The sequence below is a fragment of the Streptococcus sp. S784/96/1 genome, assembly GCF_902729355.1.
Taxonomy (GTDB): domain Bacteria; phylum Bacillota; class Bacilli; order Lactobacillales; family Streptococcaceae; genus Streptococcus; species Streptococcus caledonicus.
Window position 1 is genome coordinate 1 of sequence record NZ_CACVCC010000032.1, and the last position, 25,266, is coordinate 25,266.

At 40.8% G+C, this 25,266-nt stretch carries 21 protein-coding genes and 3 pseudogenes; 8 read left to right on the top strand and 16 right to left on the bottom strand.

Annotation, left to right across the window (positions count from 1 at the left end; genetic code table 11):
• Positions 1-196: 196 nt before the first annotated feature.
• Positions 197-1,504, bottom strand: a complete 1,308-nt coding sequence (gene eno, locus GZ996_RS09615) for a surface-displayed alpha-enolase (RefSeq protein WP_162011953.1) — start codon at positions 1,502-1,504, stop codon at positions 197-199.
• 183 nt (positions 1,505-1,687) lie between these two features.
• Here eno and GZ996_RS09620 point away from each other — a divergent pair, with 183 nt between their 5' ends.
• Positions 1,688-2,473: an ABC transporter ATP-binding protein gene (locus GZ996_RS09620; protein WP_156806921.1), complete on the top strand. Its 786-nt coding sequence runs from the start codon at positions 1,688-1,690 to the stop codon at positions 2,471-2,473.
• A 113-nt stretch (positions 2,474-2,586) separates the two neighbouring features.
• On the opposite strand, the gene GZ996_RS09625 is transcribed toward GZ996_RS09620, so the two are convergent.
• The 14 genes from GZ996_RS09625 to GZ996_RS09690 all read right to left on the bottom strand — a co-directional run bounded on the left by GZ996_RS09625 (position 2,587) and on the right by GZ996_RS09690 (position 16,593).
• Positions 2,587-3,135: a tRNA (mnm(5)s(2)U34)-methyltransferase gene (locus GZ996_RS09625; protein ID WP_156806919.1), complete on the bottom strand. Its 549-nt coding sequence runs from the start codon at positions 3,133-3,135 to the stop codon at positions 2,587-2,589.
• A gap of 25 nt (positions 3,136-3,160) precedes the next feature.
• Positions 3,161-3,862, bottom strand: coding sequence for a hydroxyacylglutathione hydrolase (gene gloB, locus GZ996_RS09630; protein WP_162011954.1), 702 nt, complete (start codon positions 3,860-3,862; stop codon positions 3,161-3,163).
• 11 nt (positions 3,863-3,873) lie between these two features.
• Positions 3,874-4,659: an aminoglycoside 3'-phosphotransferase gene (locus GZ996_RS09635; RefSeq protein WP_162011955.1), complete on the bottom strand. Its 786-nt coding sequence runs from the start codon at positions 4,657-4,659 to the stop codon at positions 3,874-3,876.
• Positions 4,660-4,714: 55 nt separating this feature from the next.
• A complete protein-coding gene (locus GZ996_RS09640; RefSeq protein ID WP_162011956.1) occupies positions 4,715-5,653 on the bottom strand; it encodes a TIGR01212 family radical SAM protein in 939 nt (312 codons plus the stop codon).
• A gap of 69 nt (positions 5,654-5,722) precedes the next feature.
• Positions 5,723-5,911 carry a hypothetical protein gene (locus GZ996_RS09645; RefSeq protein WP_121835924.1) on the bottom strand — a complete coding sequence of 63 codons (189 nt, stop codon included), beginning with the start codon at positions 5,909-5,911 and terminating at the stop codon, positions 5,723-5,725.
• Between the two features lie 27 nt (positions 5,912-5,938).
• A complete protein-coding gene (locus GZ996_RS09650; RefSeq protein WP_162011957.1) occupies positions 5,939-6,892 on the bottom strand; it encodes a competence protein CoiA in 954 nt (317 codons plus the stop codon).
• Between the two features lie 59 nt (positions 6,893-6,951).
• Positions 6,952-7,302 (bottom strand): 30S ribosome-binding factor RbfA, encoded by a 351-nt coding sequence (rbfA, locus tag GZ996_RS09655; RefSeq protein ID WP_161978674.1) that lies wholly within the window; start codon positions 7,300-7,302, stop codon positions 6,952-6,954.
• Between the two features lie 604 nt (positions 7,303-7,906).
• Positions 7,907-10,765: a translation initiation factor IF-2 gene (infB, locus tag GZ996_RS09660; protein WP_162011958.1), complete on the bottom strand. Its 2,859-nt coding sequence runs from the start codon at positions 10,763-10,765 to the stop codon at positions 7,907-7,909.
• 18 nt (positions 10,766-10,783) lie between these two features.
• Entirely contained in the window at positions 10,784-11,086 is a 303-nt protein-coding gene (locus tag GZ996_RS09665; RefSeq protein ID WP_156806909.1) for a YlxQ-related RNA-binding protein, read from the bottom strand.
• A gap of 20 nt (positions 11,087-11,106) precedes the next feature.
• Positions 11,107-11,403 (bottom strand): RNase P modulator RnpM, encoded by a 297-nt coding sequence (gene rnpM / locus GZ996_RS09670; protein ID WP_156806907.1) that lies wholly within the window; start codon positions 11,401-11,403, stop codon positions 11,107-11,109.
• Between the two features lie 83 nt (positions 11,404-11,486).
• Positions 11,487-12,680 (bottom strand): transcription termination factor NusA, encoded by a 1,194-nt coding sequence (gene nusA, locus GZ996_RS09675; protein ID WP_156806905.1) that lies wholly within the window; start codon positions 12,678-12,680, stop codon positions 11,487-11,489.
• Between the two features lie 356 nt (positions 12,681-13,036).
• Entirely contained in the window at positions 13,037-13,522 is a 486-nt protein-coding gene (gene rimP / locus GZ996_RS09680; RefSeq protein ID WP_198039929.1) for a ribosome maturation factor RimP, read from the bottom strand.
• A 129-nt stretch (positions 13,523-13,651) separates the two neighbouring features.
• The gene (gene scrK / locus GZ996_RS09685) at positions 13,652-14,533 is read right to left on the bottom strand and encodes a fructokinase ScrK (RefSeq protein WP_162011959.1); all 882 of its coding nucleotides are present in this window, start codon (positions 14,531-14,533) and stop codon (positions 13,652-13,654) included.
• Positions 14,534-14,682: 149 nt separating this feature from the next.
• Positions 14,683-16,593: a sucrose-specific PTS transporter subunit IIBC gene (locus tag GZ996_RS09690; protein WP_162011960.1), complete on the bottom strand. Its 1,911-nt coding sequence runs from the start codon at positions 16,591-16,593 to the stop codon at positions 14,683-14,685.
• 363 nt (positions 16,594-16,956) lie between these two features.
• Between GZ996_RS09690 and GZ996_RS09695 the strand changes: the two genes are divergently transcribed.
• The 3 genes from GZ996_RS09695 (at position 16,957) to GZ996_RS09705 (ending at position 20,356) form a co-directional block, all read left to right on the top strand.
• A complete protein-coding gene (locus GZ996_RS09695; RefSeq protein ID WP_162011961.1) occupies positions 16,957-18,390 on the top strand; it encodes a sucrose-6-phosphate hydrolase in 1,434 nt (477 codons plus the stop codon).
• Between the two features lie 3 nt (positions 18,391-18,393).
• Positions 18,394-19,356, top strand: coding sequence for a LacI family DNA-binding transcriptional regulator (locus GZ996_RS09700; RefSeq protein ID WP_156806896.1), 963 nt, complete (start codon positions 18,394-18,396; stop codon positions 19,354-19,356).
• Between the two features lie 127 nt (positions 19,357-19,483).
• Complete coding sequence (locus GZ996_RS09705; RefSeq protein ID WP_161980429.1) at positions 19,484-20,356, top strand: RluA family pseudouridine synthase; 873 nt, start codon at positions 19,484-19,486, stop codon at positions 20,354-20,356.
• A 91-nt stretch (positions 20,357-20,447) separates the two neighbouring features.
• Here GZ996_RS09705 and GZ996_RS12280 read toward each other — a convergent pair.
• Positions 20,448-20,540: pseudogene (locus GZ996_RS12280) on the bottom strand (IS630 family transposase); the annotation flags it as partial.
• Between the two features lie 311 nt (positions 20,541-20,851).
• On the opposite strand from GZ996_RS12280, the pseudogene GZ996_RS11955 reads away from it, so the two are divergent.
• The 4 genes and pseudogenes from GZ996_RS11955 to GZ996_RS09720 form a co-directional block, all read left to right on the top strand.
• Positions 20,852-21,033: pseudogene (locus GZ996_RS11955) on the top strand (hypothetical protein); the annotation flags it as partial.
• A 267-nt stretch (positions 21,034-21,300) separates the two neighbouring features.
• Positions 21,301-22,227, top strand: coding sequence for a metal ABC transporter solute-binding protein, Zn/Mn family (locus tag GZ996_RS09710; protein ID WP_161978679.1), 927 nt, complete (start codon positions 21,301-21,303; stop codon positions 22,225-22,227).
• A gap of 8 nt (positions 22,228-22,235) precedes the next feature.
• The gene (locus GZ996_RS09715; RefSeq protein WP_162011962.1) at positions 22,236-24,911 is read left to right on the top strand and encodes a pneumococcal-type histidine triad protein; all 2,676 of its coding nucleotides are present in this window, start codon (positions 22,236-22,238) and stop codon (positions 24,909-24,911) included.
• A 136-nt stretch (positions 24,912-25,047) separates the two neighbouring features.
• Positions 25,048-25,266: pseudogene (locus GZ996_RS09720) on the top strand (IS630 transposase-related protein); the annotation flags it as partial.

Below are 25,266 nucleotides of genomic sequence, written 5' to 3' on the forward strand. Positions count from 1 at the left end.
TTGGTTTCAGAAACTTTGAAAACTTCAAAACTCGTATTTTCATTGCCATAAACATAAAACGAGAGAAGACAAGTCCTGTCCTCTCTCGGTGTTAAATGGGGCAACCCACTACAGTTGACAAAGAGCCATTCAAAAAAGCACCTTGGGATTACGCCCCAAAGTGCTTAATATCAAGGCTTTTAAGCCCATAAAGAGATTATTTCTTAAGGTTGTAGAATGATTTGATTCCTTTGTATTGAGCAACTTCACCAAGTTGATCTTCGATACGAAGCAATTGGTTGTATTTAGCAATACGGTCTGTACGTGATAATGAACCAGTTTTGATTTGTCCAGCGTTTGTTGCAACTGCGATGTCAGCGATTGTTGAATCTTCTGTTTCACCTGAACGGTGTGATACTACTGCAGTGTATCCTGCTTCTTTAGCCATTTCGATAGCTTCAAAAGTTTCAGTCAAAGTACCGATTTGGTTAACTTTAATAAGGATTGAGTTTGCAGCACCTTCTTTGATACCTTTTGCAAGGTATTCAGTGTTTGTAACAAAGAAGTCGTCACCAACCAATTGAACACGTCCGCCAAGACGCTCGGTAAGAGCTTTCCAACCGTCCCAGTCGTTTTCATCCATACCGTCTTCGATAGTGATGATTGGGTATTTGTTAACCAATTCTTCAAGGTAGTCGATTTGTTCTGCAGATGTACGAACAGCAGCGCCTTCACCTTCAAATTTAGTGTAGTCATAAACACCACGCTCTTTGTCGTAGAATTCTGATGACGCACAGTCAAATCCGATCATGATTCCATTTTCGCCAGCTTCGTAACCAGCAGCTTCGATAGCTTTAAGGATAGTTTCTACACCATCTTCCGTTCCTTCAAATTTAGGTGCGAATCCACCTTCGTCACCAACAGCTGTAACAAGTCCGCGTTCTTTAAGGATTTTCTTAAGAGCGTGGAAAACTTCAGCACCCCAACGAAGACCTTCTTTGAAAGTAGGTGCACCAACAGGCATAATCATAAACTCTTGGAATGCGATTGGAGCATCTGAATGAGAACCACCGTTGATGATGTTCATCATAGGAGTTGGAAGAACTTTCGTGTTAAATCCACCAAGGTAAGTGTAAAGTGGCACTTCAAGGTAGTCAGCAGCAGCACGTGCTACGGCAATAGACACACCAAGAATAGCGTTAGCACCAAGTTTACCTTTGTTTGGAGTACCGTCAAGAGCGATCATTGCACGGTCAATACCTTGTTGGTCGCGAACATCAAAACCGATGATTTCTTCAGCGATAACGTTGTTTACGTTATCAACTGCTTTTTGTGTACCAAGACCAAGGTAACGTGATTTGTCACCGTCGCGAAGTTCAACTGCTTCGTGCTCACCAGTAGAAGCTCCTGAAGGAACCATACCGCGTCCGAAAGCACCTGATTCAGTGTAAACTTCTACTTCAAGTGTTGGGTTACCGCGTGAGTCTAGGACTTCGCGAGCGTAAACATCAGTAATAATTGACATGTTATTACTCTCCTTATGGTTTTTTATTTTACTCGCCTATTTTATCATAATGTGAGACTTTTAGCAAATTAAAAAAACTAGCGATAAAATTCCTGTATTTTATATTTTCCTTAATTCTCAGCCTTTTTTCTAGATTATGATATAATGAGAATCAATCTATCTGAGATTTAATAGAGGTGGTGTATGGCAATTATTTCATTTGACAATGTCAGCTTTAGACAACAAGGAAAAACCATTTTAAAAAATATAAACTGGCAAGTTGAGAGCGGACAAACATGGGCTATTTTAGGTTTAAATGGTTCTGGTAAAACAACCCTGTTAAAACTTATTATGGCTGAGCATTGGCCAAGCCATGGGCAAATTTCAATTTTAGATAAATCCTTTGGACAAGAAGATATGACCAGTATCCGAAATCGCATTGGAGTCGTTGGTTCTTTTATTTCTGAGCGCCTTCCTAAGAATATGTTAGCTGAAAAAATCGTCTTAACAGGAAAATATAAATCATCTATTCTCTATAAAGCTTACGGAGAGGTCGAACTTAATGAAGCTCGGCACATGTTGCTATCTTTAGGAGGAGAACATCTTTTAGGGCGTATCTATGCTAGCCTCTCTCAGGGAGAAAAACAGTTGCTTCTCATCGCTCGGAGCCTAATGGAAAACCCCGATATCATTATTTTAGATGAGGCAACTAGCGGACTTGATCTTTTTGCTCGTGAACAATTGCTGGCGCAGATTGGGAAAATTTCCCAATTGCCACATGCACCAACGGTTATCTATGTCACTCACCACGCTGAGGAGATTACCAAACAAATGAGCCATGTGCTACTTCTTAGGCAAGGAAAAATTATTGCCCAAGGTAAGAAAAAAGATATCCTCAAAGAAGATACCTTATCGACATTCTACCAAAACCCTGTTACTATTATTCCTATTGATGAGGATAGAGTCTATGTTCATCCCAAACATCTTTAGGAATAAAGCTAAATATAGTATAAAAATGGATTCTATAAGACAGATACACAAAAAGCTGTGTATGATGTGATGATCATAGGGTCCATTTTATTGGTTATTTAGATCCTGTATTGTCATCTCAACTTCTCAATCATCACCAAAAATGGTGGGGTATTGATTTGATTCAGTGGCTGATAGAGCATAGCCGTAAAGACTGTCTGGTCTAATTGTTGCACATAATCTAGCACCGCATCTTTTTCCATGTCACCGCCTTCATGACCATAATAAATCATAATGGCTACACGCCCACCGACTTCCAATTGCGCTAGGATTTTTTCGATGGCTATCAAGGTTGTATCTGGCTTAGTAATCACTGACTTATCCGCACTTGGTAAGTAACCGAGATTAAAAATGGCTGCGCGAATCAGCTCTGAGACGTAAGCGTCTACCTTTTGGTGCCCAGCTAAAATCAATTCTACATTGTTCAAACCGAGCTGAGCTAATCGTTCGCTGGTTTTCTGCACCGCTTGTTCCTGAATATCAAAAGCGTAAACTTTCTTAGCTAAGTCTGCGAGAAAGACAGTGTCATTGCCATTTCCCATGGTAGCATCTACCGCAATGCTATCTTTATCTAGCACCTCTGCTAAAAAATCATGAGATAGGTGAATGGGGCGTTTTATCATCATTATTTTCCTTAACTATTCTGTATTAAAAATTGTCCCTTAAATGTCTCAGTCTTGTGAACTCAGCGACATCTGCTGCCATGAGAAGGCGATTGATTTGTTTTTCGACCCCTATAGTGGATGGCAGACTTGGGATACCCTGATTTACTTTTGACTTGATTTTTTCATAATAACCTTCGACAAACTTATCCGAGGTTTGTAATAGGCTAAATCGTAAATTCGTCAAAGTGTACTCATGACCTGCATAGACCTTGATATCGTCTGATAAAGTTCTGAAAAAGGTCATTGACTTGTACTGAGCGTCATAATCCCCTGTAAAGACTCTACCACAGCCTGCTGAAAAGAGGGCATCACCACACAAAAGATGTTCCTTATCAACAAGGTAAGAAATGTGTTCCTCTGAATGACCAGCCGTTAAAAAGACATCAATTTGCGAACCATAGAGTTCAATACTGTCGCCATCTGCTAAAACCGTATCTACCAAATGGTTAACTTCTACAGGACCATATATTTTAACGTCAGGATACTTAGCCACAATTTCGCCGATACCATCAACATGGTCCGAATGCACATGCGTGATTAAAATAGCACCCGCTGTCAGCTGGTTTTCCTCCAAATAATCCAGAACAGGCTTGGCCTCGCCTGGGTCAACGATAACGGCTTCGCCACCTTGTGACCATACCCAAATGTAGTTATCAGCTAAGGCTGGAATTGCTGTGATGTTCATATTATTTCTCCTTATCCAAACACTTCAAAATAGGCAATCGCCTCTAGTAGTTCTAAATTGATATTTTCTCGACCATAACAATCTAAAAAATAATCCCGATAGCGATTGGTTTGTAAATTATACGCTAGTGACCAGACTGCCCAAAAGAGATCAATATGCTTATCGCCTAAACCAGCACTGTCCCAATCAATCATAGCCTGGAACTGCCAATTGTTTAAGATGATATTAGGCAGACAAAAGTCTCCATGAATCAAGGTATTTGCTTCTAAGTATGGAGAATACTCCTGAACTTGTTGATAAGTAGCATTCGTATCCATTTTCTTTTGATGTGAAAATAAATAATGAGAGTCGAAATTTCCTGCTTGGTAGCCTTTTTCTACAGCTTTCAAATACTCTTGCGTTCGATTTCCGACCAAGTACTCATCAACTTCCAATGCATGCAATTGTCTCATGGTTTCTGCTAATGTTTGGCAAAGTTTTTTAGGATTCTCCAAATATTTCTTAGAACTCGCATCTTCTCCCTCAACCTTAGCTGTCAGTAACCAATCTTGTTCATCAGATACATAATCCAAGACCTGTTGAGCCAATCCTTTTGAAGAAAAATAGCGTGTGAGAGCAACTTCTTTCTCTAAACTTCCCTTAGCTGCCCTTTTCAGGAAATAACCTTGATCCTTGTCAATAAAATAAACACGAGCAGCTGGTGAACTGCTGCTATCGTAGATTTTACTATTTCCTGCCACATTATCAAAAATTCTGGGCAGTTGTAATTCTTCTAGTTTTATGATTCTTTTCTTCATATGCTTCTTATTAATATAATTACGAGGTGAAACTGCTACCGCAGTTTTTTATTTCCTACCTCAAAAAGTCCACTGGACATTTTGAGCCCTGCCAACTTCCTCGTCTTTCCATTTCTTTATCAATGGCGTTGAGGACTTCCCATTTGTTGAGGCTCCACATGGGGCCAATCAGCATATCGCGCGGGGCATCGCCTGTGATACGGTGAATAACGATATGCTTTGGAATAATTTCCAGTTGGTCGCAGATGATGTTGACGTATTCTTCCTGACTGAGCAGCTGCAAGCGCCCCTCATGGTAATCGCGTTGCATACGGGTATTGGTCATCAGGTGCAAGAGATGGAGTTTGATGCCATGAATATCATTATCTGTCACGCAACGGCGAACATTTTCCAGCATCATCTCGTGGGTTTCACCCGGAAGCCCGTTAATCAAGTGAGAGACGATTTCAATTTTTGACGCTTGCTGGCGAATGCGTTTGACCGTCTCCACATAAAGCTCGTAGCTATGCGCTCGGTTAATCAACTCTGATGTCGCTTCATAGGTCGTCTGCAAGCCCAATTCCACCGTGACATGCATCCGCTCAGACAATTCTGCCAAGTAGGCAATGGTCTCATCCGGCATACAGTCTGGGCGTGTCCCGATATTGACCCCAACCATACCCGGTTCATTGATGGCCTGCTCATAACGCTCACGGATAGCATCCACGTGCGCATGCGTATTAGTATAATTTTGGAAATACACCAGATATTTCTTCACATCTGGCCACTTACGATGCATAAAGTCAATCTCATGGTAAAATTGCTCACGAATGGGGGCATCAGGTGCAACAATAGCATCACCAGATCCTGAAACCGTGCAAAAGGTACAGCCACCATGAGCTACTGTGCCATCTCGATTGGGACAGTCAAATCCTGCATCAATAGGGAGTTTAAAGATTTTTTCACCAAATAATTCACGATAATAATCATTTACGGTTCTATAACGTTTTTTCATGTTTCCTATTTTACCACAAATCCCAGCAAAAAAGTGCCGACTACTCGACACCTCTTAGATTTCGCTCTGCTATTTTTCAACCTTAAGCCAATCATGATAATGTTCTAACAAGTTGACAGCCATTTGTGTGGCCAAAGCGACTGAAAAAGCTTCTGTTCCCTCAAATTCCTCAGGCGCAACTTCAAGTTTACTTTCCTCATAAATAGCCTTGAGACTTTCGACAGACAAGGTTTCTTTAAACGCTTCAAATGATTTCATAGCTTGTCTCCTTTTTCTTTTATTGTATCACTTTATCTTGTTTTTGCAAGCGCTATCATAAAACGCAGGTGGATATAAGATTTGACAATCCCTCTCCTTCTGTTTTTGATAATACTGGAAAAAGGCAGAGATAAATTGAGATAAATCGCTCCTTATCTGGCAAAATCCTTCTTTAGAGTCAATAGGCCTAATTTGAGGAAAAAAATCATTGGTTGATTGCGCAAGCAAATTGCCACCACGAGCATAAATCTCCGCTTGACGAGATAGCCATCTAGGATTTCGTGCCATCAACCCTCGTTGAATTACCGATAAAATCTGTTGATTTTGCTGTTTTTCATAATGAGGTAGATCTTGTCTTTTATAGGGCGAACGTAAAAACTCTAAAACATCTTGTTCCAAAGAACAGGACTTCTCCAAATAGGATAGATTACCTTCTAAGTCCTCATATATCAAATACTTCAATCTGATGTGACGCTTTTTTAAATCCAATTCCCAATAATGAAAGCCCATATTTTGACTGAAATAAAGAAACTGTTTTTGCAAGTGAGAAATTCTCTTGCCTAACCAAAGTTTTTCTCCTAATAGCCATAAGACCTGATAGCCAGCTTGATGGTAACTGTTTGTGCGTTCACGTAATCGTGATTCTGGTAAGCGAGAACACTGAACTTCAAGCGCCAGCTTTTCTCCAACAAAAATATCCGCAATCTGTCCCAAGTCAGATAAGATTTTTTCGACTTCAACAACCGTGTTTTTTGATAGAGAAGCAAAAAGTTCTGCCTTCAAGGTCAAATGCTCATTCGATTCAGTTTCTTGAAAAAATTCACAGGACCCTAGGTTAACATGTGCAAAATGCGGTCGCATCACTTTACCATTTTTCAACCGAACTGATTGGTGACAAGCCGGACAGAAAAATTCTTGTTTTTTGGGGATACCTTCTAATAGATTGACTAAATCACCTTGATTATTTTGTGCAATTAGCATAAGCACCTCCTAACTAATTATTCGAAAAAAACAACCACCTTTCCAGGCGGTTGTCCACATTAATCACGATTTTCTAGTGCTCGAAGCATCTGGTCAATCTTATTTCCATACTCAATTGAATTATCTTTCTCAAAAATGAGGTCAGGAATTTTATACATGGTCAAGTTTTTACCAAGTTCACGCTTGATTGTGCCTGTGGCTTTTTCAAGACCTGTCTGTGCTTTTTGATTATCAGAAGCAAGTGTTGAATGGATAGTGTAATACACTTTTGCTGCCGATAAATCTCCAAGCATTTGAACATCTGTGATGGTAACATCTTGAACACGAGGATCACGAACCTTGAGACGCAAGATTTCATTGACTTCACGCTTGATTTCCATACCAACACGGTCAATACGGTGATTTGCCATTTGATTTTCCTTTCTGATAAGCATTATTTTGAAAAAACTAGGCTACAAACCTAGCTTTTGTTTTTAGTGAATTAGCTTAGATGAGATGTTTGGGAAATAATTGAATGGAAGTCCTTCTCTCCATACCGTCTCTACCTAATCTTCTTTTTATTTGCGCTTCAACGAATTTGACTTTAAATTGATAATAGTTAAAATCAAATTCTAGTGTAACGTATCGTTCAAACGATTTGGGGAACGAACTGTTTGAAGTTGGGAATAGGAAAAGCAGAGCTTTTCACCATTACCTAACTGCCATATAAGATTAAAAAACCTTAGTTTCAAATCTTATTGACGTTTACGACATGAGAAGAGGTTGGAACAAAAATATCCCTGCCCCTTAAATTTTAGTTTATAGATAACTTGACGCAGTGGTTGATTGGAGGTCTATAACTAGACACTCCTTTCATTTTCAAGTGTCCACCTAAAATAGTCCACTGGACACTTTCAGCCTGAGCTTAGAAATCAGAGAGCGAGAGGAAGTCAAGACTTCGACATCATGACTTCTGTCCCACTCTCTTCGAGCTAGTGGCTGGCGTATAATGACTAGAGGCGTCAGCATCAGTCATTATTTGCGTTTAATTTCTTCCATGATGTAAGCTTCAATGGTATCATCCACTTGCAGGTCATTATAATTTTCAATCATTAAACCACCTTCGCGTCCGTTACCAACCTCTTTGACATCATCTTTGTAGTGTTTCAGACTAGCCAGTTTACCATCATAGATAACTACACGGTCACGGATAACACGGACATTTGAATCACGAGTAATCTTACCTGAGATAACCATAAATCCACCGATAGTACCAACTTTAGAAACCTTGAAGGTTTCACGGATAAGAGCTTCACCAATAATTTTTTCTTCAAATTCTGGATCAAGCATTCCTTTCATTGCATCTTCGATTTCTTCAATAACTTTATAGATAATACTGTGTAGACGAATTTCAACATCATCAGCGTCAGCTTGAGCACGCGCTTGTGGTGTAGGACGAACGTTAAATCCGATAACAACGGCATTTGAAGCTTCCGCAAGGGTCACATCAGACTCACTGATAGCACCTACCGCTGAGTGAACCACGTTGACCTTAACACCTTCAACATCAATCTTAAGAAGCGATGCGGCAAGAGCCTCTACAGAACCTTGCACATCAGCTTTGATGATAACGTTAACGGTCTTAACTTCACCAGCTTTAAGGGTATCAAAAAGATTTTCAAGGCTAACACGTTGTGTTGCTTGACGCTGTTTAAGAAGGGCACGCTTCGCACGCTCTTCACCCGCTGCACGAGCAGCTTTTTCATCTTCATAAACGGCAAAGTGATCACCAGCCATTGGTGCTTCGTTCAAACCAGTAATTGAGACTGGCATTGAGGGTTCAGCTGATTTAACACGACGACCAAGATCGTTGGTCATGGCACGCACGCGTCCAAAGGTATTACCAACAACGATTGGATCTTGGACATTCAAAGTACCTTGTTGAACAAGAAGGGTTGCAACAGCACCTTTTCCTTTATCAAGACGAGCCTCGATAACTGTACCGATTGCACGAACCGTTGGGTCAGCTTTAAGTTCTTGAAGTTCTGCTACAAGGAGAACTGTTTCAAGAAGCTCATCAATGTTTTGACCGAATTTTGCTGAGATTTCAACAAATTCAGAATCTCCACCCCACGCTGTTGACATGATGCCGTGCTCAGCCAATTCACCAATAACTCGTTCAGGATTGGCACCAGGTTTATCAATCTTATTGATGGCAACAATGATTGGCACGCCGGCAGCTTTAGAGTGGTTAATCGCTTCGATTGTCTGTGGCATAACACCGTCATCTGCCGCTACGATAAGGATGGTAATATCCGTTACTGAAGCACCCCGTGCACGCATTGACGTGAAGGCCGCGTGACCTGGTGTATCAAGAAAGGTAATTTTCTTACCATTGGCTTCGATTTGGTAGGCACCGATATGCTGTGTGATACCACCTGCTTCACCTGTTGCAACACGTGAATTACGCAGGGTATCAAGAAGTGTGGTTTTACCGTGGTCAACGTGACCCATGATTGTTACGACTGGTGCGCGCTCAATCATTTCTTCTGGGTCGAGGTAACCATCTTCAACGAAGAAGCGCTCAATATCGGCATTATCCACTTCAACCTTAGCTTTAGCTTCAATACCATAATCTACCATCAAAAGCTCAATCGTATCACCATCAAGGGATTGATTCTGAGTGGCCATAACACCCATCATAAAGAGTTTCTTAACGATTTCTGCTGGCTCACGTTTGATACGTTTTGCAATCTCAGCGACAGTCATGCCTTCGCTATATTCAAATTCTTTTGGCAATTCGTGGAATTTACGCTCTGTTACAGGAGCTGGTGATTGATTGCCTTTACGTTTGTTTTTCTTATTGTTATTCCAGTTGCTATTACGCTGATTTCTCACTTGGTTTTGGTTCCAGTTTTTCTTATTTTTTGCTTGTTTTGGTCCGTCTTCATTTTCATTAGAGAAGTCTCTTGATTTTTCTGGACGGGCCTTTTTACGACGAGTATCAACAGTTGTTTTTTCCGTAGAGACTACTGGCGCTACTTTAGGAGTAGCTACCACCTCTTCTTTTGCCTTCTTAGCAGCCTCCCTAGCTTTTGCTTCTGCCTCTGCTTGCGCCTTTAATTTTTCTTGACGAGCTTGTGCTTGGGCAGCTTCTGCCTTACGTTTTGCTTCTTCCTGCTCACGGAAACGCGCTTCACTTTCACGTGAATATTCTGCGTTTTGTTCAGCTTTCAAGGCCGCTGCACGTGCTTTAAAATCAATGCGTGGTGCAGTTGCTTGTGCAGTTTGAGCAGGGCGATTTTGCTGACGATTACCATTACGGTTGTCGCGATAATCATTGCGCGTGTTAAGCTGGTTTTCGTTACGATTACGATTTTGGTTATCATTGCGGCGATTGTTTTGACGATTGCCATTTGAATGACCTCCGCCTTGATTATTATTTGATTCACGGTTGTCACTTCGCCTTTTGTTTTCGCGACGTTCGTTACGATTTTGATTACGGTTATTTCCACCGTTTTGACGACGTTCTGCCTGTTCTTTAGCTTTGGCTTCACGTTCTGCCTTAAAATTACGAATTTGCGGACGAACTGGTGCTGATTTCGGAGTCGGCTTAGTTTCAGCTATCTCTTCACTCTTAGATTCTGTTACTTTTTCAGATGACTGAATTTCTGACGTTTCTGTCCTAACTTCAGCTTTCTTGTCTACTTTCGGAGAAGCTAAATTAGCAGCTTGGCCATTTCTCAAAGCATCAACAAGACGCTTTTCACCTGCTGCATCTACACTAGAAGCGTGTGTTTTGACATCTAGGCCTAATTCTATCGCTTTTGCCACTACTTCCTTACTCGTTTTACCAATTTCTTTGGCGATTTCATTTAAACGTTTCTTAGACAAATCTTGTCCTCCTATTCTTTAGTCCATAAGAGTCCTCATTTTCTTTGTAAATCCAGCGTCAACCACACAGACAACCTTGCGAGGTTTGCCTAGGGCTATACTTAATTCCAGCGCACTAAACGCTGTGGAGACTTCTATTTTGTAAAATGTACTTTTATCTGTTATTTTTTTAGTCAAATTAGCTGCTGCATCGTTAGCTAGGAATACGAATTTTGCTTCTTGATGTTGGATAGCTTTAATCACCAACTCTTCACCAGAAATTATTTTCCCCGCACGCTGAGCAAGCCCTAATAGATTTGACAATTTTTCTCTGTTAGTCATATTTTCTTATATCAATACTGCTATTCTAGTCCTAACTCACGACGTTTTACCTTGTGATCAACGTAAGAAATGAGTTCATCGTAGAAACTTTCTGGAACATCTATTGAAAAGGAACGATTAAACACCTTTTTTTTCTTAGCGAGCATCGCTTCCTCATTATCCAGTTTAATATAAGCACCACGTCCGTTTGCTTTACCAGTTGGATCGATAAAAATATTCCCCTCTTTAGTTTTCACAATACGGAGAAGATCACGCTTATCAATGATTTCACCTGAAACAACTGATTTGCGCAATGGGATTTTTCGTGTTTTAGCCATCTTAAGATACCAAGTCCGTCATGTGACACTAAAATCACCTTATGACTGTTCACTTATAACGGATTTCTTCCTTTCTGACTGAATTATGCCTCTTCTGTTGTTTCAACTTCTTCTGAAACAATAGTCTCTGTTACGTTTTCTTCAACATTTTCTACCGTTTCAGTAGCACTAGCTTCCTCTTCCCACTGAGCCATAATTTCTTCATATTCTGATGCAGACTTAATGTCAATGCGGAAACCTGTTAAATGCGCTGCAAGCCGTACGTTTTGCCCACGACGGCCAATCGCAAGAGAAAGTTTGCTGTCTGGCACAACCACTGTAGCGCGTTTGGCATCCTCTGGATCAAAGATAACATAGTCAACTTCAGCTGGTGCAATGGCATTATAGATAAAGTCTGCCGGGTCTTCTTGCCACTCAATCACATCAATATTTTCTTCAACTGGTACAGATAGACCTGTTTTAGCATCAACACGCATTGGGTGGAAATGGCTAATAACTTTTTTGATATTGGCACCACCACGACCAACGATTGTACCAATAGCATCAACGTTTGGATTGTGGCTACGCACAGCAACCTTAGTGCGATCTCCCGCTTCACGAGACACACTCACGATTTCCACTGTACCATCGAACACTTCAGGAATTTCACGTTCCATGATACGTTTGATAAACTCAGGGTGACTACGACTAACAAAAACATTAACACCTTTAGGATTGTTTTCAACCTTATAAACGTAAACGTCAATCATGTCATGAGATTTCCAAATTTCTCCTGGAATTTGGTCTTGGTGAGAAAGCTGTGCTTCAAGACTGCCAAGGTTGACATAAATGAAACGTTGGTCAAATCGCTCAACCGTACCAGTCATAATTTCACCTTGGTGTTGCATGTATTCGTTATACATGATTTCACGAGTTTGCTTACGCATTTTTTCCATAATCGTTTGTTTAGCAGATTGAGCTGCAACACGTCCAAACTCTTTGACTGACTCTTCAAAACGAATCTTGTCTCCAAGTTCGTAAGCAGAACTGATCAGAAGGGCATCTTTCAAACTGATCTCAAGGCGTGAATCAAAAACTTCATCCACAACTTCACGAACAGTGAAAACCTGAAAATCACCGTTTTTTTCATTAAAATCAACCACACAACTTTCAGACTGACCGTAACGGCGTTTATAGGCTGATTTTAGCGACTCTGTAACAGCATCAATGATGTCTTCTTTTTTAATGTGTTTTTCTTCTTCCAAAATCTGGAAGGCTGCTAGCATTTCTTTGCTCATAAAATAAGATATTAAGGGCATTGAGCGGACACAGTCAAAATAGAAAACTGACCGACGACGCTCGCGTCTAGGTCACGTTTATCTTTTTTGACAAAGTCCGTAGCCCATATTCAATTCCTTTCTTAGACTAGGAAGACACAACCACTTGGGCATGTTCAATCCCTTTCAAATGTAGTAATAGATAAAGGTGAATACGAAAAAATAGGAGAACGCCTGACGAAGCTTGTGTCTAAGGACGTTTATACCCGCTAAAGGAGGGCACCTATTTTTGATAATATCCTAGCCCGTATTCAATTCCTTTCACAAATATGGTAAAAAGAGCTCCGCACTTTTAGGCAATAACTAAATGAGCTTGGTTATAGCTTCACAGCGAGCCGTGCCTTCGCTACGCTGCTATAAGGAATATCAACCGTTTTATGACGTGTTTTGTCTAAATAATCAATTGTCAAGGTTTCGCCATCAAAACTCACCAAATCTCCTTGAAAAATCTTAATTTTATCAATCGCCTTATATAGAGAGACGTTAATGTATTTGCCAACAGCTCCCTCTAGCGCTTCTTTGGTTTTTAGTGGTCGCTCTAAACCAGGACTCGATACTTCCAGCATATATTGGGCAGGAAATGGGTCAGGCTGAATCGTATCCAGTAAAGGACTGATAATATCCGTCAGCTCTGCGGTATCCTCAACCGTAATGCCTTCTGGCTTATCTACAAGAACAGATAACACATAATCACCACCTAGCTTTTCATACTGAATATCAATCAATTCAAACGGTTCTAGAATAGCTGGTGCAACTGCTTCCGTCACTAATTCAACAATGTTTGCGATAATCATCACCTCCATTTTTTAACATAGACAAAGGGCGTAGTTATCACTCGCCCCTTTCTTGTATAATTTATAATAGTATAACAGACTCTTCATAATATTGCAAGCAAAAAGCTCTGCAAATCATATTTAGCCTTCAATATGCTGTTAGCGCTCCGATACCTGTTTAGCCAAAGCAAAGTTTCCAAGCGTTGCTGAGCCATTTTCCGGGACACCCGGTGTCACAATATATTCAGTCACATCTGGTACCGGAACATAGCCATTAAGAAGTGCTATAAATTTCTCACGCACACGACGAAGCATGTGCTCCTGCGCCATAACACCACCACCAAAAACAATCACCTGAGGACGGTACAACAAGGTTGCTTGCACAGCTGCCTGCGCAATATAAAAAGCTTGTATATCCCAGACATCCGAGTTTTGTTCAATTAGTTCTCCACGTATACCTGTACGAGCTTCGAGTGATGGACCTGCCGCAAGCCCCTCTAAACAACCATTGTGGAAAGGACAAACACCTGTAAATTCATTAGCATAATCGCGCGGATGGCGTGGAACATAAACATGTCCTGCCTCTGTATGACCGATACCTCCTACAAATTCACCATCTTGAATAGCACCTGCGCCAATACCCGTACCAATAGTATAATAGACTAACGATTTCACATTCTTACGCACAAGAGCTTCGCCATAGGCTGATGAGTTAACATCTGTAGTGAAGTAAAACGGAATATTAAACTCCTTTTGGATGAGGCCAAGCAGGTCCACCTGAGACCAATGCTCTTTAGGCGTAGTTGTCACAAATCCATAAGTCTGTGAATTTTGATCAATATCAATTGGTCCAAATGAGCCAATCGCAATACCAGCTAAACGATCTTCATAACGTTTAAAAAATTCTACTGTTTTTTCAATCGTTTCATAAGGTGTTGTCGTTGGAAACTGTGTTTTTTCAACAACTTGGAAATTTTCATCACCTACAGCACATACAAATTTTGTTCCACCAGCTTCAAGGCTTCCATAAAGTTTAGTCATCATATCCCTCATTATTAGAAATAGTTTTTTATTTAGATTTTCCTTGGTCATTCACCAAAAGGAAATCATGTTCTGATATATTTTATTATACCAAAAATCACAAAGAAAGGCTGAGTTTTTTTTCACTCAGCACTCCCAGTTTTATTTAATTATTTAACGCTCACAAGATCAGCACCAACAGCAACTGTTCCTGTAGCTACTGGAGAAACTTCTGCAAAGTCAGCTGTGTTTGTCACGATAACCATTGTAGTGTCATCAAGACCTGCCTCAGCAATTGCTACGCGGTCAAATGTCGCAAGAACATCTCCTGCCTGAACACGTTGGTTAGCCGTTACTTTTGGATTGAAACCTTTACCATCCATAGAAACAGTATCAATACCGATGTGAAGAAGAACTTCTGCACCTTTATCTGATTTGATACCATAAGCATGACCAGTTTCAAAAGCAATTTGAATCACACCTGAAACTGGAGCATAAAGAGTATCTCCACTTGGTTTAACCGCAATACCTTTACCCATAGCACCTGATGCAAAGACAGGGTCATTAACATTTTCAAGAGCTACAACATCACCTTCAAGCGGAGAAACAATTGTTTCTGGCCCAGCTTCAACTGCTGACGCAACTTCTTCTGCTACTGGAGTTACAACTGGGGCGTCTACTGGAACTTTTTCTTCATCTTCATAACCGAAGAGGTAGGTAAGTACGAAACCAAGAGCAAATGATACAGCTACCATAAGGAGGTATTGTGGCAATTGGTTTACATAAAGAAGGGTACCTGGGATAATTGTGATACCTGAACCTGTACCTTGAAGGTTGAGAAGCGAGGCCAGCATACCACCTACAGCACCTGCAATCAATGAAAGGAAGAATGGTTTACGGAAACGCAAGTTAACCCCAAAGATTGCTGGCTCAGTAATGCCGAGGAAAGCAGAGAGAGCTGCTGGGAAAGCAAGAGCCTTCAATTTAGCATTTTTAGTTTTCACACCAACCGCAACAGTTGCCGCACCTTGTGCAGTCATTGCTGCTGTGATGATAGCGTTGAAGGCATTCGTTGAAATACCTGTTGCTGCTTTAGACTCAGCAAGCAATTGAATTTCAAGAAGATTGAAGATGTGGTGAACCCCTGAAACCACAATAACTTGGTGAAGACCACCAATGATAAGACCTGCCAGACCAAATGGCAAAGAAAGAACTGCTTTTGTACCTGCAAGGATATAGTTTTCAACCACGTGGAAGACTGGGCCAATCGCAAATAGTCCAAGAATAGACATTACCAAAAGTGTTACAAATGGCGTTACCAAGAGATCAAGAACATCTGGAACTACTTTACGAACAGCTTTTTCAAACTTAGCACCGATCAAACCGATAACAAAGGCTGGAAGAACTGAACCTTGCAAACCAACTACTGGAATGAATCCAAAGAATTCCATCGCTTTAACATCACCACCGTTGGCAACTGCCCATGCATTTGGAAGTGATCCTGATACCAACATCATCCCAAGAACAATACCTACAGCAGGGTTACCACCGAATACGCGGAAAGTTGACCAAACCACAAGACCTGGTAAGATAATGAAAGCTGTATCAGTTAAAATCTGAGTATAAGTTAGAAAATCAGCGTTATATTCATTCACACCAATAGCAGACATAATAGCAGGTTGTGTCAAAAGTCCACGAAGCCCCATGAAAAGACCTGTTGCTACGATAACTGGAATGATTGGAACAAAGACGTCACCAAATGTACGGATAGCACGTTGGAACCAATTTCCTTGTTGTGCAGCTTCTGCTTTCATTTCAGCTTTTGATGATGTTGGCAACCCAAGAGCAACCACTTCATCATAGATTTTATTAACAGTACCAGTACCAAAAATCAATTGATACTGACCAGAGTTGAAGAAAGCACCTTGAACTTTTTCAATATTCTCAGCTTTTTCTTTGTCGATTTTAGCTTCATCAACAACCATGACACGAAGGCGTGTCGCACAGTGAGCAACACTGCGCACGTTTTCGCGACCACCTAGGGCCTCGATAACTTCTTTTGCAATCTGCGTGTTATTCATTTGCAAAAAATCTCCTTATTTATTTTTCTGAAAGCGATTAACTTTCTTTTACATGACCTAGTTTAACATGGCTGGCAAAATATGTCAATCGTTTTGCAGAAATTTTATTTTTTTCGTGTTTTTCATTGATTTTTCGTGTGAAAACGTTTATCATAAAAAGTGACAAAAATAGCAGAAATAGTCACAGGCTTTCTGGTATTTAATTTTTAAGGAAAGGAATATTCAGTTAGAAGATATCTAACTTAAATACGGGACGTATTTGCTAGAAAAAATTTGCATCCCCTTATCGGTGCACGTCACCTTTGCTGGTTTTCTTTTTTCCATGAAAATGTTCATAGGCGAAACATCCCTAATAGATTAATTATGAATTTACCTACTGAGATTCGCTACCGTCGCTACGAAGATTGGACGGAAGCAGAAAAAACTAAAATTGCTGAAAATGTTGCCAAATCTCCTTGGCATGCTACCTATCACCTAGAGCCAAAGACAGGACTCCTGAACGACCCTAACGGCTTTTCTTATTTCGACGGTAAGTACCATCTTTTCTATCAAAATTGGCCTTTTGGTGCAGCACACGGTCTCAAACAATGGGTGCATACAACCTCTACTGATTTAGTCCATTTTGAAGAAACTGGCGTGACACTTTTACCAGATCATGCTCATGATAGCCACGGGGCCTATTCAGGATCTGCCTACGAAATAAACGATAAGCTATTTCTATTTTACACCGGAAATGTTCGTGATGAAAATTGGGTTCGTGACCCTCTTCAAATCGGAGCTTGGATGCACAAAGATGGTACTATTGAAAAATTCGAAGACGTCTTAATCCAACAACCAGAAGATGCCACCGAACACTTCCGTGATCCTCAAATCTTCGACTATCAAGGACAATTTTATGCCATCGTTGGCGCTCAAAATCATGAAAAATCTGGTTTTATCAAACTCTATAAAGCCGTTGATAACGATGTCAAAAACTGGACAGTCGTCGGCAATCTTAAATTCGGCAGTACTGGATCTGAGTACATGATTGAGTGTCCAAACCTTGTCTTTGTCGAGGGCAAACCAGTCTTACTTTACAGCCCACAAGGACTTAACAAAACTGAGCTGGCTTACGATAATATCTATCCAAATACTTACAGAGTCTTTGAACACTTCAACACAGAAGCACCTGCTTTGACCGGAAACGGAAAGCTAGAAAACTTAGACTACGGTTTTGAGGCTTATGCGACTCAAGGATTCAATAGCCCTGACGGTCGTGCCTTTATCGTGAGCTGGATCGGACTCCCTGATGTGGATTATCCAACCGACCGTTACGACTACCAAGGAGCTATGAGTTTAGTTAAAGAACTTTCTATTAAAAACGGTAAACTTTATCAAAAACCAGTAGCTGCCATGGAAACTCTGCGCCAATCATCAGAGGCCTTAGCAAGTAAAAAAGTGACAGGAAACACTTACGAGTTGGAACTAACAGTCCATGCTAACACTACTGCTGACCTTCTACTCTTTGCTGATGAAGCTGGAAATGGCTTACGCTTAACCGTTGACACTAAAGATGGAAAAGTGATTTTAGACCGCTCTGCTTGCGGTGAACAATACGCAACAGATTTTGGCACAACTCGTGACTGTCACATTGCTCCATCCGATACCAGCATTCGCCTTTTTGCTGATAAATCCATTGTGGAAATTTTTGTTAATGATGGCGAAAAAGTCTTTACAAGCCGAGTTTTCCCTGCTGAAAATCAAACTGGGTTAATCGTTCCAAAAGGAGTTGTTGGAACTTACTACGAATTGGGGTAGACTATGGTCGCTAAACTTACTGATGTTGCGACTCTGGCAGGCGTAAGTCCTACCACTGTGTCTCGTGTTATTAACAATAAAGGGTACCTATCCCAGAAAACCATTGATAAAGTACGAACTGCCATGAGAGAATTGGATTACACTCCAAATACCTTAGCACGTAGTCTTCAAGGCAAGTCTGCCAAACTCATTGGACTGATTTTCCCAAGCACAAGTAACATTTTTTATGCTGAGCTCATTGAACATTTGGAACACGAATTATTTCAAAAGGGCTACAAGGTTATTATCTGCAATAGCGAAAGCGACCCCGTTAAGGAGAAAGATTACCTGGAAATGCTAGGTGCTCATCAGGTAGATGGTATCATTTCATCCAGTCACAATTTAGGAATAGACGACTATGAAAAAGTCAAGGCACCTATCGTTGCTTTTGATCGCAACTTAGCTCCAAATGTTCCCATCGTCTCTTCAGATAATTTTGCTGGTGGAAAAATGGCTGCGCAACTTTTGGAAAAAAACGGTTGCCAAAATATTATCATGATTACTGGGAATGATAACTCTAATTCTCCGACAGGACTGCGGGCGCTAGGCTTTAATTATCCACGAAAAAATCGTCCCGTTATTAACGTTCCAAGCAATCTCTCAACGCTCCGCAGAGAAATGGAAATCCGCTCTATTCTAGTGTCTCAAAAACCTGATGGAGTCTTTGCTTCTGATGATTTAACTGCTATTTTAGTCATGAAAATGGCAGACCAGTTAGGCATATCCCTAACCACAGATTTGAAAGTGGTTGGATACGATGGCACTAATTTTATCGAAAATTATTTCCCTCAATTAACAACAATCAAACAACCGCTAAAAGAAATTGCTAGCCTTGTCGTGGAAATCCTTCTCAGAAAAATAGAAGGACTCCCAACACAAAAAGACTACATCTTACCTGTTCAAGTAATCAATGCATTTGCGCTATAATTGATGAACCAACGTTGCTTCATTAGACAAGCAACGTTTTTTGATATAATATTAATCAACTATAACTAGTTTCTTCCTAGTACACCACATTTTTAAATTAATATAGAAATAGATTTTTATAAAAACGATGACAACTTACAACATAACTCTTCCTAATATAACAAAAGCGCTTACAGTTAAAGAGCTTTTAGAAGACCATTGGCTCATTCCTCGTAAAATTAGGCATTTTTTACGTACTAAAAAGCACCTACTTGTTAATAATGCCAACGTTACTTGGCAAACGCCTGTAAAAGCTGGTGACCATATAACCTTGATTTTCGACCAAGAGGATTACCCTGAAAAATCAATTCCATTCGGTGACCGTAAGCAAGTTGACTGCCTTTACGAAGATGAGCATCTCATTATCGTCAACAAACCTGAGGGAATGAAAACGCATGGAAATGAGCCCACAGAAATCGCCCTCCTCAATCACGTCTCTGCTTATGTTGGTTTAACTTGCTATGTGGTGCACCGCTTGGACATGGAAACCAGTGGGGCCATTCTCTTTGCGAAAAACCCCTTTGTCCTTCCTATTATCAACCGATTGCTAGAAACCAATCAAATCAGCCGTCAATATTGGGCCTTAGCTGAAGGAACATTTCCGCAAGAGCAACTAACCTATCGTGACCTCATTGGTCGTGATCGTCACGATCGTAGAAAGCGTATTGTTGACTCAAAACATGGACAAAGAGCCATTACCCACATTACTCGGCTAAAAACCTTTGACAAAGTAACCCTCCTTAATTGTAAACTGGATACTGGACGGACACATCAGATTCGTGTGCACCTCTCACATCACAGACACGCATTAATAGGCGATCCGTTGTATAGCAAAAAAGCTGCGCAACGCCTCATGTTGCACGCCCATCAATTAAGTTTTACCCATCCCTTTACTCTGGAAAAAATCACTGTCAAAGCTGAGTCAGATAGTTTTGAAAAAGGGTTACAAACTACTCACTAATAAAAATATTTTACATCTAGCGATACTATCTAATAGAATAATCACCATTCCCTTCAATCTCTAAGGAAATCAACCTGCAAATAAATAATAGTTAATTGAAATAGGGATAGGATAAAAGAACCTCATAAAAAGTATTGTAATTTGGCAATACTTTTTTGAGGTGCTTTTTGATATGAACCCATGTTTATCCCTATTTCAATTGACTATATTTTAGGTTCGAGCTTGAAAACGAATGAGCGAGAATAATCCAGTGGATGTTTTAGGTGGACACTTGAAAATGTAGAAGTGTCCAGTTTAGGACTTCCAATCAACCACTGCATCGTCTGTGATTACTCTCAAAAAGAGAGGGTTAAGATATCTTTTCCCAACCTCCTGAGCTTAAAAATATGAGAGCGAAGAAAACCTAGATTTGACAAAGAGAAATGGAACTTCGTAAGAAGTCACTTTCGTTCTACACTACATTAGGATAAGTATTAACACCAAATTTACTAATTAAAATCTAAATTACTATACTACCGATCAGGGCACAGACTTTTACCACTTCCTCCGTATTCACCCAAGTATAATTCCAATGAGAAAACACGGATCACATCAAAAGTAGCTCAAGAAAAGTATTGTCAATTTGCGATACTTTTCTTGACCTACTTTTGTCCTGTTCCTATTTCAGTAAACTATAATTCAGTATCGAATTCGTTGCACTTGATTAAACAATACGCCAAAACTAACCACGGGAATGATGCAGCTAAATTTTCAGAGTATGTTCTAGGTCCGTAGGATGTGGAACTTAGTGTGAGAAAACGGGATAATTGTAACAGAATTTAGTCTCAAACTAAGTTCTGTTTTTTCGTAAAAAGACTCTAAATGATTCACTTTGGGAAATGATTGACAAATTAGTTGATTGTTGATATAATCTTTATACTTAACCAGTTAAGGAGTTTTTTTAAATGTTCAAATTTTATCGCGCCCTACTATCACTCTTACTTACCCTGCTTATATTAGGAGCTTGCCAACATAAACCTCCCAAAGAAAGTCAAGGACTAAACATAGTCACTAGTTTCTATCCCATTTATGCTATGGTTAAGGAAGTCTCTGGTGAACTTAATGATGTCCGCATGATTCAATCTGGACAAGGGATACATGAATTCGAGCCATCAGTTGCTGACATCCGTGCTATTCACGACGCTGATGTTTTCATCTACCATTCTCATATCTTGGAGAGCTGGGCAGGACGGTTAGACACAAATCTAAAACAATCCAACGTCATAGTTTTAGAGGCTTCCAAAGGTATGAATCTTCAGCGTGTCTCTGGTCTAGAGGATGTTCCCGTCAATGATGGGATTGACGAAGCGACTCTCTACGATCCACATACTTGGGTTGATCCAATTTTAGTTGCAGAGGAGGTTACACTAATAGCCAAACAACTTGCTATGATTGACCCAGATCACGCTACTACCTACCAACAAAACGCTGAAAAAATGGCTGAAAATGCTGAAAAAATGGCCGAAAAATTTACACAGCGTTTTGCCAAAACTAAAGTCAAAACTTTTGTCACTCAACATACCGCCTTTGCATATCTAGCTAAACGCTTTGGCTTAGAACAACTTGGAATTGCCACTGTAACCAATCAGGAACCTAGTCCACGTCAACTAGCAGAAATCAAAGAGTTCATCGACACTTATCAGGTTACAACGATTTTTGTTGAGCGAGGAATCTCAGACAAAATAGCTAAAACTCTTGCAACATCAACCAAGGTTAACTTAAAAGTACTAGAACCTCTAGAAGCTGATCCCCAAAATAACCTCAGCTATCTAGATAATTTAGAGGCTAACCTCACAATCCTCGCGGAAGAACTCGAAACTAGAAAGGATTAATCAATTACATGAAAAAAAAATACATTTATAGCTCTGCAGCAGCTATTCTACTCTCAGTCAGTAGTTATCAAATTGGGCATCATCAAGCCCTTGAGCAAAAAGATAAAAACCGTGTCACTTATATTAGTTCGTCAGAGCAGCCAACTAGTAACAAGGAAAAAGTTGTGATCGATACGGCCAACATGAGCCCTGACGAAGTCAGCGCTAAAGAAGGGATTAACGCTGAACAAATTGTCGTTAAAATTACCGACCAGGGTTACGTGACCTCACATGGTGATCACTACCATTTCTATAATGGTAAGGTGCCATTTGATGCTATTATCAGCGAAGAATTAATCATAAAAGATAGCTCCTATGCCCTCAAGCAAGAAGACATTGTCAACGAGGTCAAAGATGGTTACATCATCAAGGTCAACGGCACTTACTATCTTTACCTCAAGGATGCCAAAAAAGTCACCAATGTTCGTACCAAAGAAGAGATCGTTCGCCAGCAGCAAAGCGCAGGTACTGTTCGACCAAGTCAAGGTAACCAACAAGGAACACCTACTACAACAAATAAGAAAAGTGCAACATCGACGAAACCTTACACTACAGATGATGGTTATGTCTTTAGCCCAACAGATGTTATTGATGACTTAGGTGACGGGTTCCTCGTGCCACATGGTGACCACTTCCACTATATCCCGAAAGCTGATTTGTCTCCAGCAGAATTGGCAGCTGCACGAGCCTACTGGAACGGTAAAAAGACACCTGCTGACAACTCTAACACCCCTGCACAACCACAAGCTTCTATAGCAACGGTGGCAACTGCACCAGTAGCTGGTGTACAACCACATGTACCACAACACACTGCTCAACCTGCACCGTCAAATCAAGCCGCACAACCAACTCAACCAAGGCAACCAGATAAATCCGCTAGCACAGATAACTTAGATAGCTTGCTACAGATGCTCTATGCTCAGCCACTATCGCTCCGTCATGTTGAAGCAGATGGTCTGGTGTTTGATCCAGCAACCATTACCAAGTGGACAGAACGGGGAGTTGTTGTGCCACATGGAGACCATTTCCACTTTATCCCCTACAGCCAAATGTCGGAGCTTGAAGCTAGTGTTTCACGTTTGTTAGGTCAAGGTAATGAAGCCAATACGCCAAGTAAACCTTCCAAGCCTACACAACCAAGCCAACCAGCATTACCAATAACACCTGAAACAGTTGAACAGCCGGTACCAAATCAGCCGGAAAACGGTGATTCCAGAGAGCTAGAGACACCCGCCGAAAATACAATTCCACCAATACCAAACGAAGAGACAACAACCACAGAAGAGAATAATGTTTCTGAATCGGATAAAGCTGATACAACCGGCAATGTTCCTAGTCAGCCAACCGATAAACCTCAGCCTAAACCGGCTGACCAGAGAGCTGAACTTCTAGCTTATCTAGGACAATACTACGGTGACAAGGCAAGTACTATTTCCTATATGCCTGGTATTGGCTATGTCATTACACCTAAGGTAAGTGACGAAAATCTAATTTTATCAGAAGTGACTGTCCTAACAAGCAAAGAAAAGGGACAAGCTTTGCCTGTCTTGGGCAATACTGCTGACGATGACGAATCAAAAGAGCATGATTCTACTGATAATAGCATCTCTGCTGAAACGCCCAACCAACCAACAACTGAAGAACACACTGGACCAACACCATTAGCTGCACGTGAAGGTAAGCCAAACTCACAAATCATTTACAGTCCCGAAGAAATCGCTGAAGCTAAGGCTGCTGGACGTTACACCACCTCAGACGGCTATATCTTTGATGCCAAGGACATTGAACGTGAAGAAGGAGACGCCTACATCGTTCCTCACATGAACCATAGCCACTGGATTCCTAAGTGGGATTTGTCCTATACTGAGCGTCGAGCAGCAGAAAAAGAACTTGCTAGTCGCAAGCCAGTTGAACCAGAGTCAAGCCGTCCAGCTCCACAACCAAATGACGGCCTCCCACGGGAACGTGCTGTAGACATCTTTGCCAAAGCAGTGCCAGCCAAGCGTATCCCAATTGACAAGATGCCGTACAATTCTGCCTATACTGTCGAAATTAACAACGGTTACCTCATCATTCCGCACTACAACCATTACCACAACATCGCTATTGCTCGCTTTGATGATTTGTTTGAAGCACCTGCTGGCTACAGCCTAGAGGATCTCTTTGCTACTATCAAATATTATGTTAATCATCCAGAAGAACGCCCCGGTTCAGAAGATGGATGGGGGCGCGATAGCGACATCATGAAAAACCGTACCAATGGGGAGAACCGTCCGAATTATCCTGTCGGAGAAGAACCCGATGAAGATACCACAGAAGACGACGAGGCGGCAGGCATATCATCACCAGAATCTAAACCTGCTGATAATCATGAAACACTTGACACAGAATCGTCAGCTCAACCTAGTCCAACAGAAACGGAAGCATCTAGCTCAGAGGACGATGACCTGGATGATTATGACCGTGACATGCTCAAGCTAGCGACTGCCTTTGGCATGGAACGAGAGGCTTTTGAGGACAAGCTCTACGAGCTTGCGATGACCCATGGTGTCGGTGTTGATACCTTTGCCTACTTCCCAGAACAAAAAGTTGTTCGTCTGACTGACCGCAATGGACAAATTCATATCATTTCACTTGTTGGATAGTCGTTAAAAAGAAGCTGGAAATGATATACTCCCTTAGAGCTTTAGTGAATTTTTGTTTTTTCACTGAACAGAACCCCTTATAATGGACAGTATAAAAAAGTACACTATACTGTTTTTATAAGGAGGTTCTTTTCTTATGGCATATGCATTAGATTTTTGTGAAAAAGTTCCCGCATATTGTAAGCGAACAGGTCGTATCACAAAAGCATCAGATGTTTTCCAAATCTCACGACATACCATTTATGGCTGGTTAAAACTAAAAGAGAAAACAGGGAATCTAAACCATCACATCAAGTCAAAGGAACAAAACCTAGGAAAGTTGATAGAGATAGCCTCAAAAACTATCTTACTGATC

Excerpts from the sequence above, each read along its gene's own strand:
- rimP (WP_198039929.1), bottom strand. The coding sequence starts at position 13,522 with ATGGAGGTGATGATTATCGCAAACATTGTTGAATTAGTGACGGAAGCA.
- GZ996_RS09695 (WP_162011961.1), top strand. The coding sequence starts at position 16,957 with ATGAATTTACCTACTGAGATTCGCTACCGTCGCTACGAAGATTGGACG.
- GZ996_RS09665 (WP_156806909.1), bottom strand. The coding sequence starts at position 11,086 with ATGACTAACAGAGAAAAATTGTCAAATCTATTAGGGCTTGCTCAGCGT.
- GZ996_RS09710 (WP_161978679.1), top strand. The coding sequence starts at position 21,301 with ATGTTCAAATTTTATCGCGCCCTACTATCACTCTTACTTACCCTGCTT.
- rbfA (WP_161978674.1), bottom strand. The coding sequence starts at position 7,302 with ATGGCAAATCACCGTATTGACCGTGTTGGTATGGAAATCAAGCGTGAA.
- GZ996_RS09700 (WP_156806896.1), top strand. The coding sequence starts at position 18,394 with ATGGTCGCTAAACTTACTGATGTTGCGACTCTGGCAGGCGTAAGTCCT.
- GZ996_RS09635 (WP_162011955.1), bottom strand. The coding sequence starts at position 4,659 with ATGAAGAAAAGAATCATAAAACTAGAAGAATTACAACTGCCCAGAATT.
- GZ996_RS09705 (WP_161980429.1), top strand. The coding sequence starts at position 19,484 with ATGACAACTTACAACATAACTCTTCCTAATATAACAAAAGCGCTTACA.
- GZ996_RS09625 (WP_156806919.1), bottom strand. The coding sequence starts at position 3,135 with ATGATAAAACGCCCCATTCACCTATCTCATGATTTTTTAGCAGAGGTG.
- rnpM (WP_156806907.1), bottom strand. The coding sequence starts at position 11,403 with ATGGCTAAAACACGAAAAATCCCATTGCGCAAATCAGTTGTTTCAGGT.
- GZ996_RS09650 (WP_162011957.1), bottom strand. The coding sequence starts at position 6,892 with ATGCTAATTGCACAAAATAATCAAGGTGATTTAGTCAATCTATTAGAA.
- GZ996_RS09620 (WP_156806921.1), top strand. The coding sequence starts at position 1,688 with ATGGCAATTATTTCATTTGACAATGTCAGCTTTAGACAACAAGGAAAA.
- nusA (WP_156806905.1), bottom strand. The coding sequence starts at position 12,680 with ATGAGCAAAGAAATGCTAGCAGCCTTCCAGATTTTGGAAGAAGAAAAA.
- GZ996_RS09640 (WP_162011956.1), bottom strand. The coding sequence starts at position 5,653 with ATGAAAAAACGTTATAGAACCGTAAATGATTATTATCGTGAATTATTT.
- GZ996_RS09715 (WP_162011962.1), top strand. The coding sequence starts at position 22,236 with ATGAAAAAAAAATACATTTATAGCTCTGCAGCAGCTATTCTACTCTCA.
- GZ996_RS09690 (WP_162011960.1), bottom strand. The coding sequence starts at position 16,593 with ATGAATAACACGCAGATTGCAAAAGAAGTTATCGAGGCCCTAGGTGGT.
- scrK (WP_162011959.1), bottom strand. The coding sequence starts at position 14,533 with ATGACTAAACTTTATGGAAGCCTTGAAGCTGGTGGAACAAAATTTGTA.
- gloB (WP_162011954.1), bottom strand. The coding sequence starts at position 3,862 with ATGAACATCACAGCAATTCCAGCCTTAGCTGATAACTACATTTGGGTA.
- eno (WP_162011953.1), bottom strand. The coding sequence starts at position 1,504 with ATGTCAATTATTACTGATGTTTACGCTCGCGAAGTCCTAGACTCACGC.
- GZ996_RS09645 (WP_121835924.1), bottom strand. The coding sequence starts at position 5,911 with ATGAAATCATTTGAAGCGTTTAAAGAAACCTTGTCTGTCGAAAGTCTC.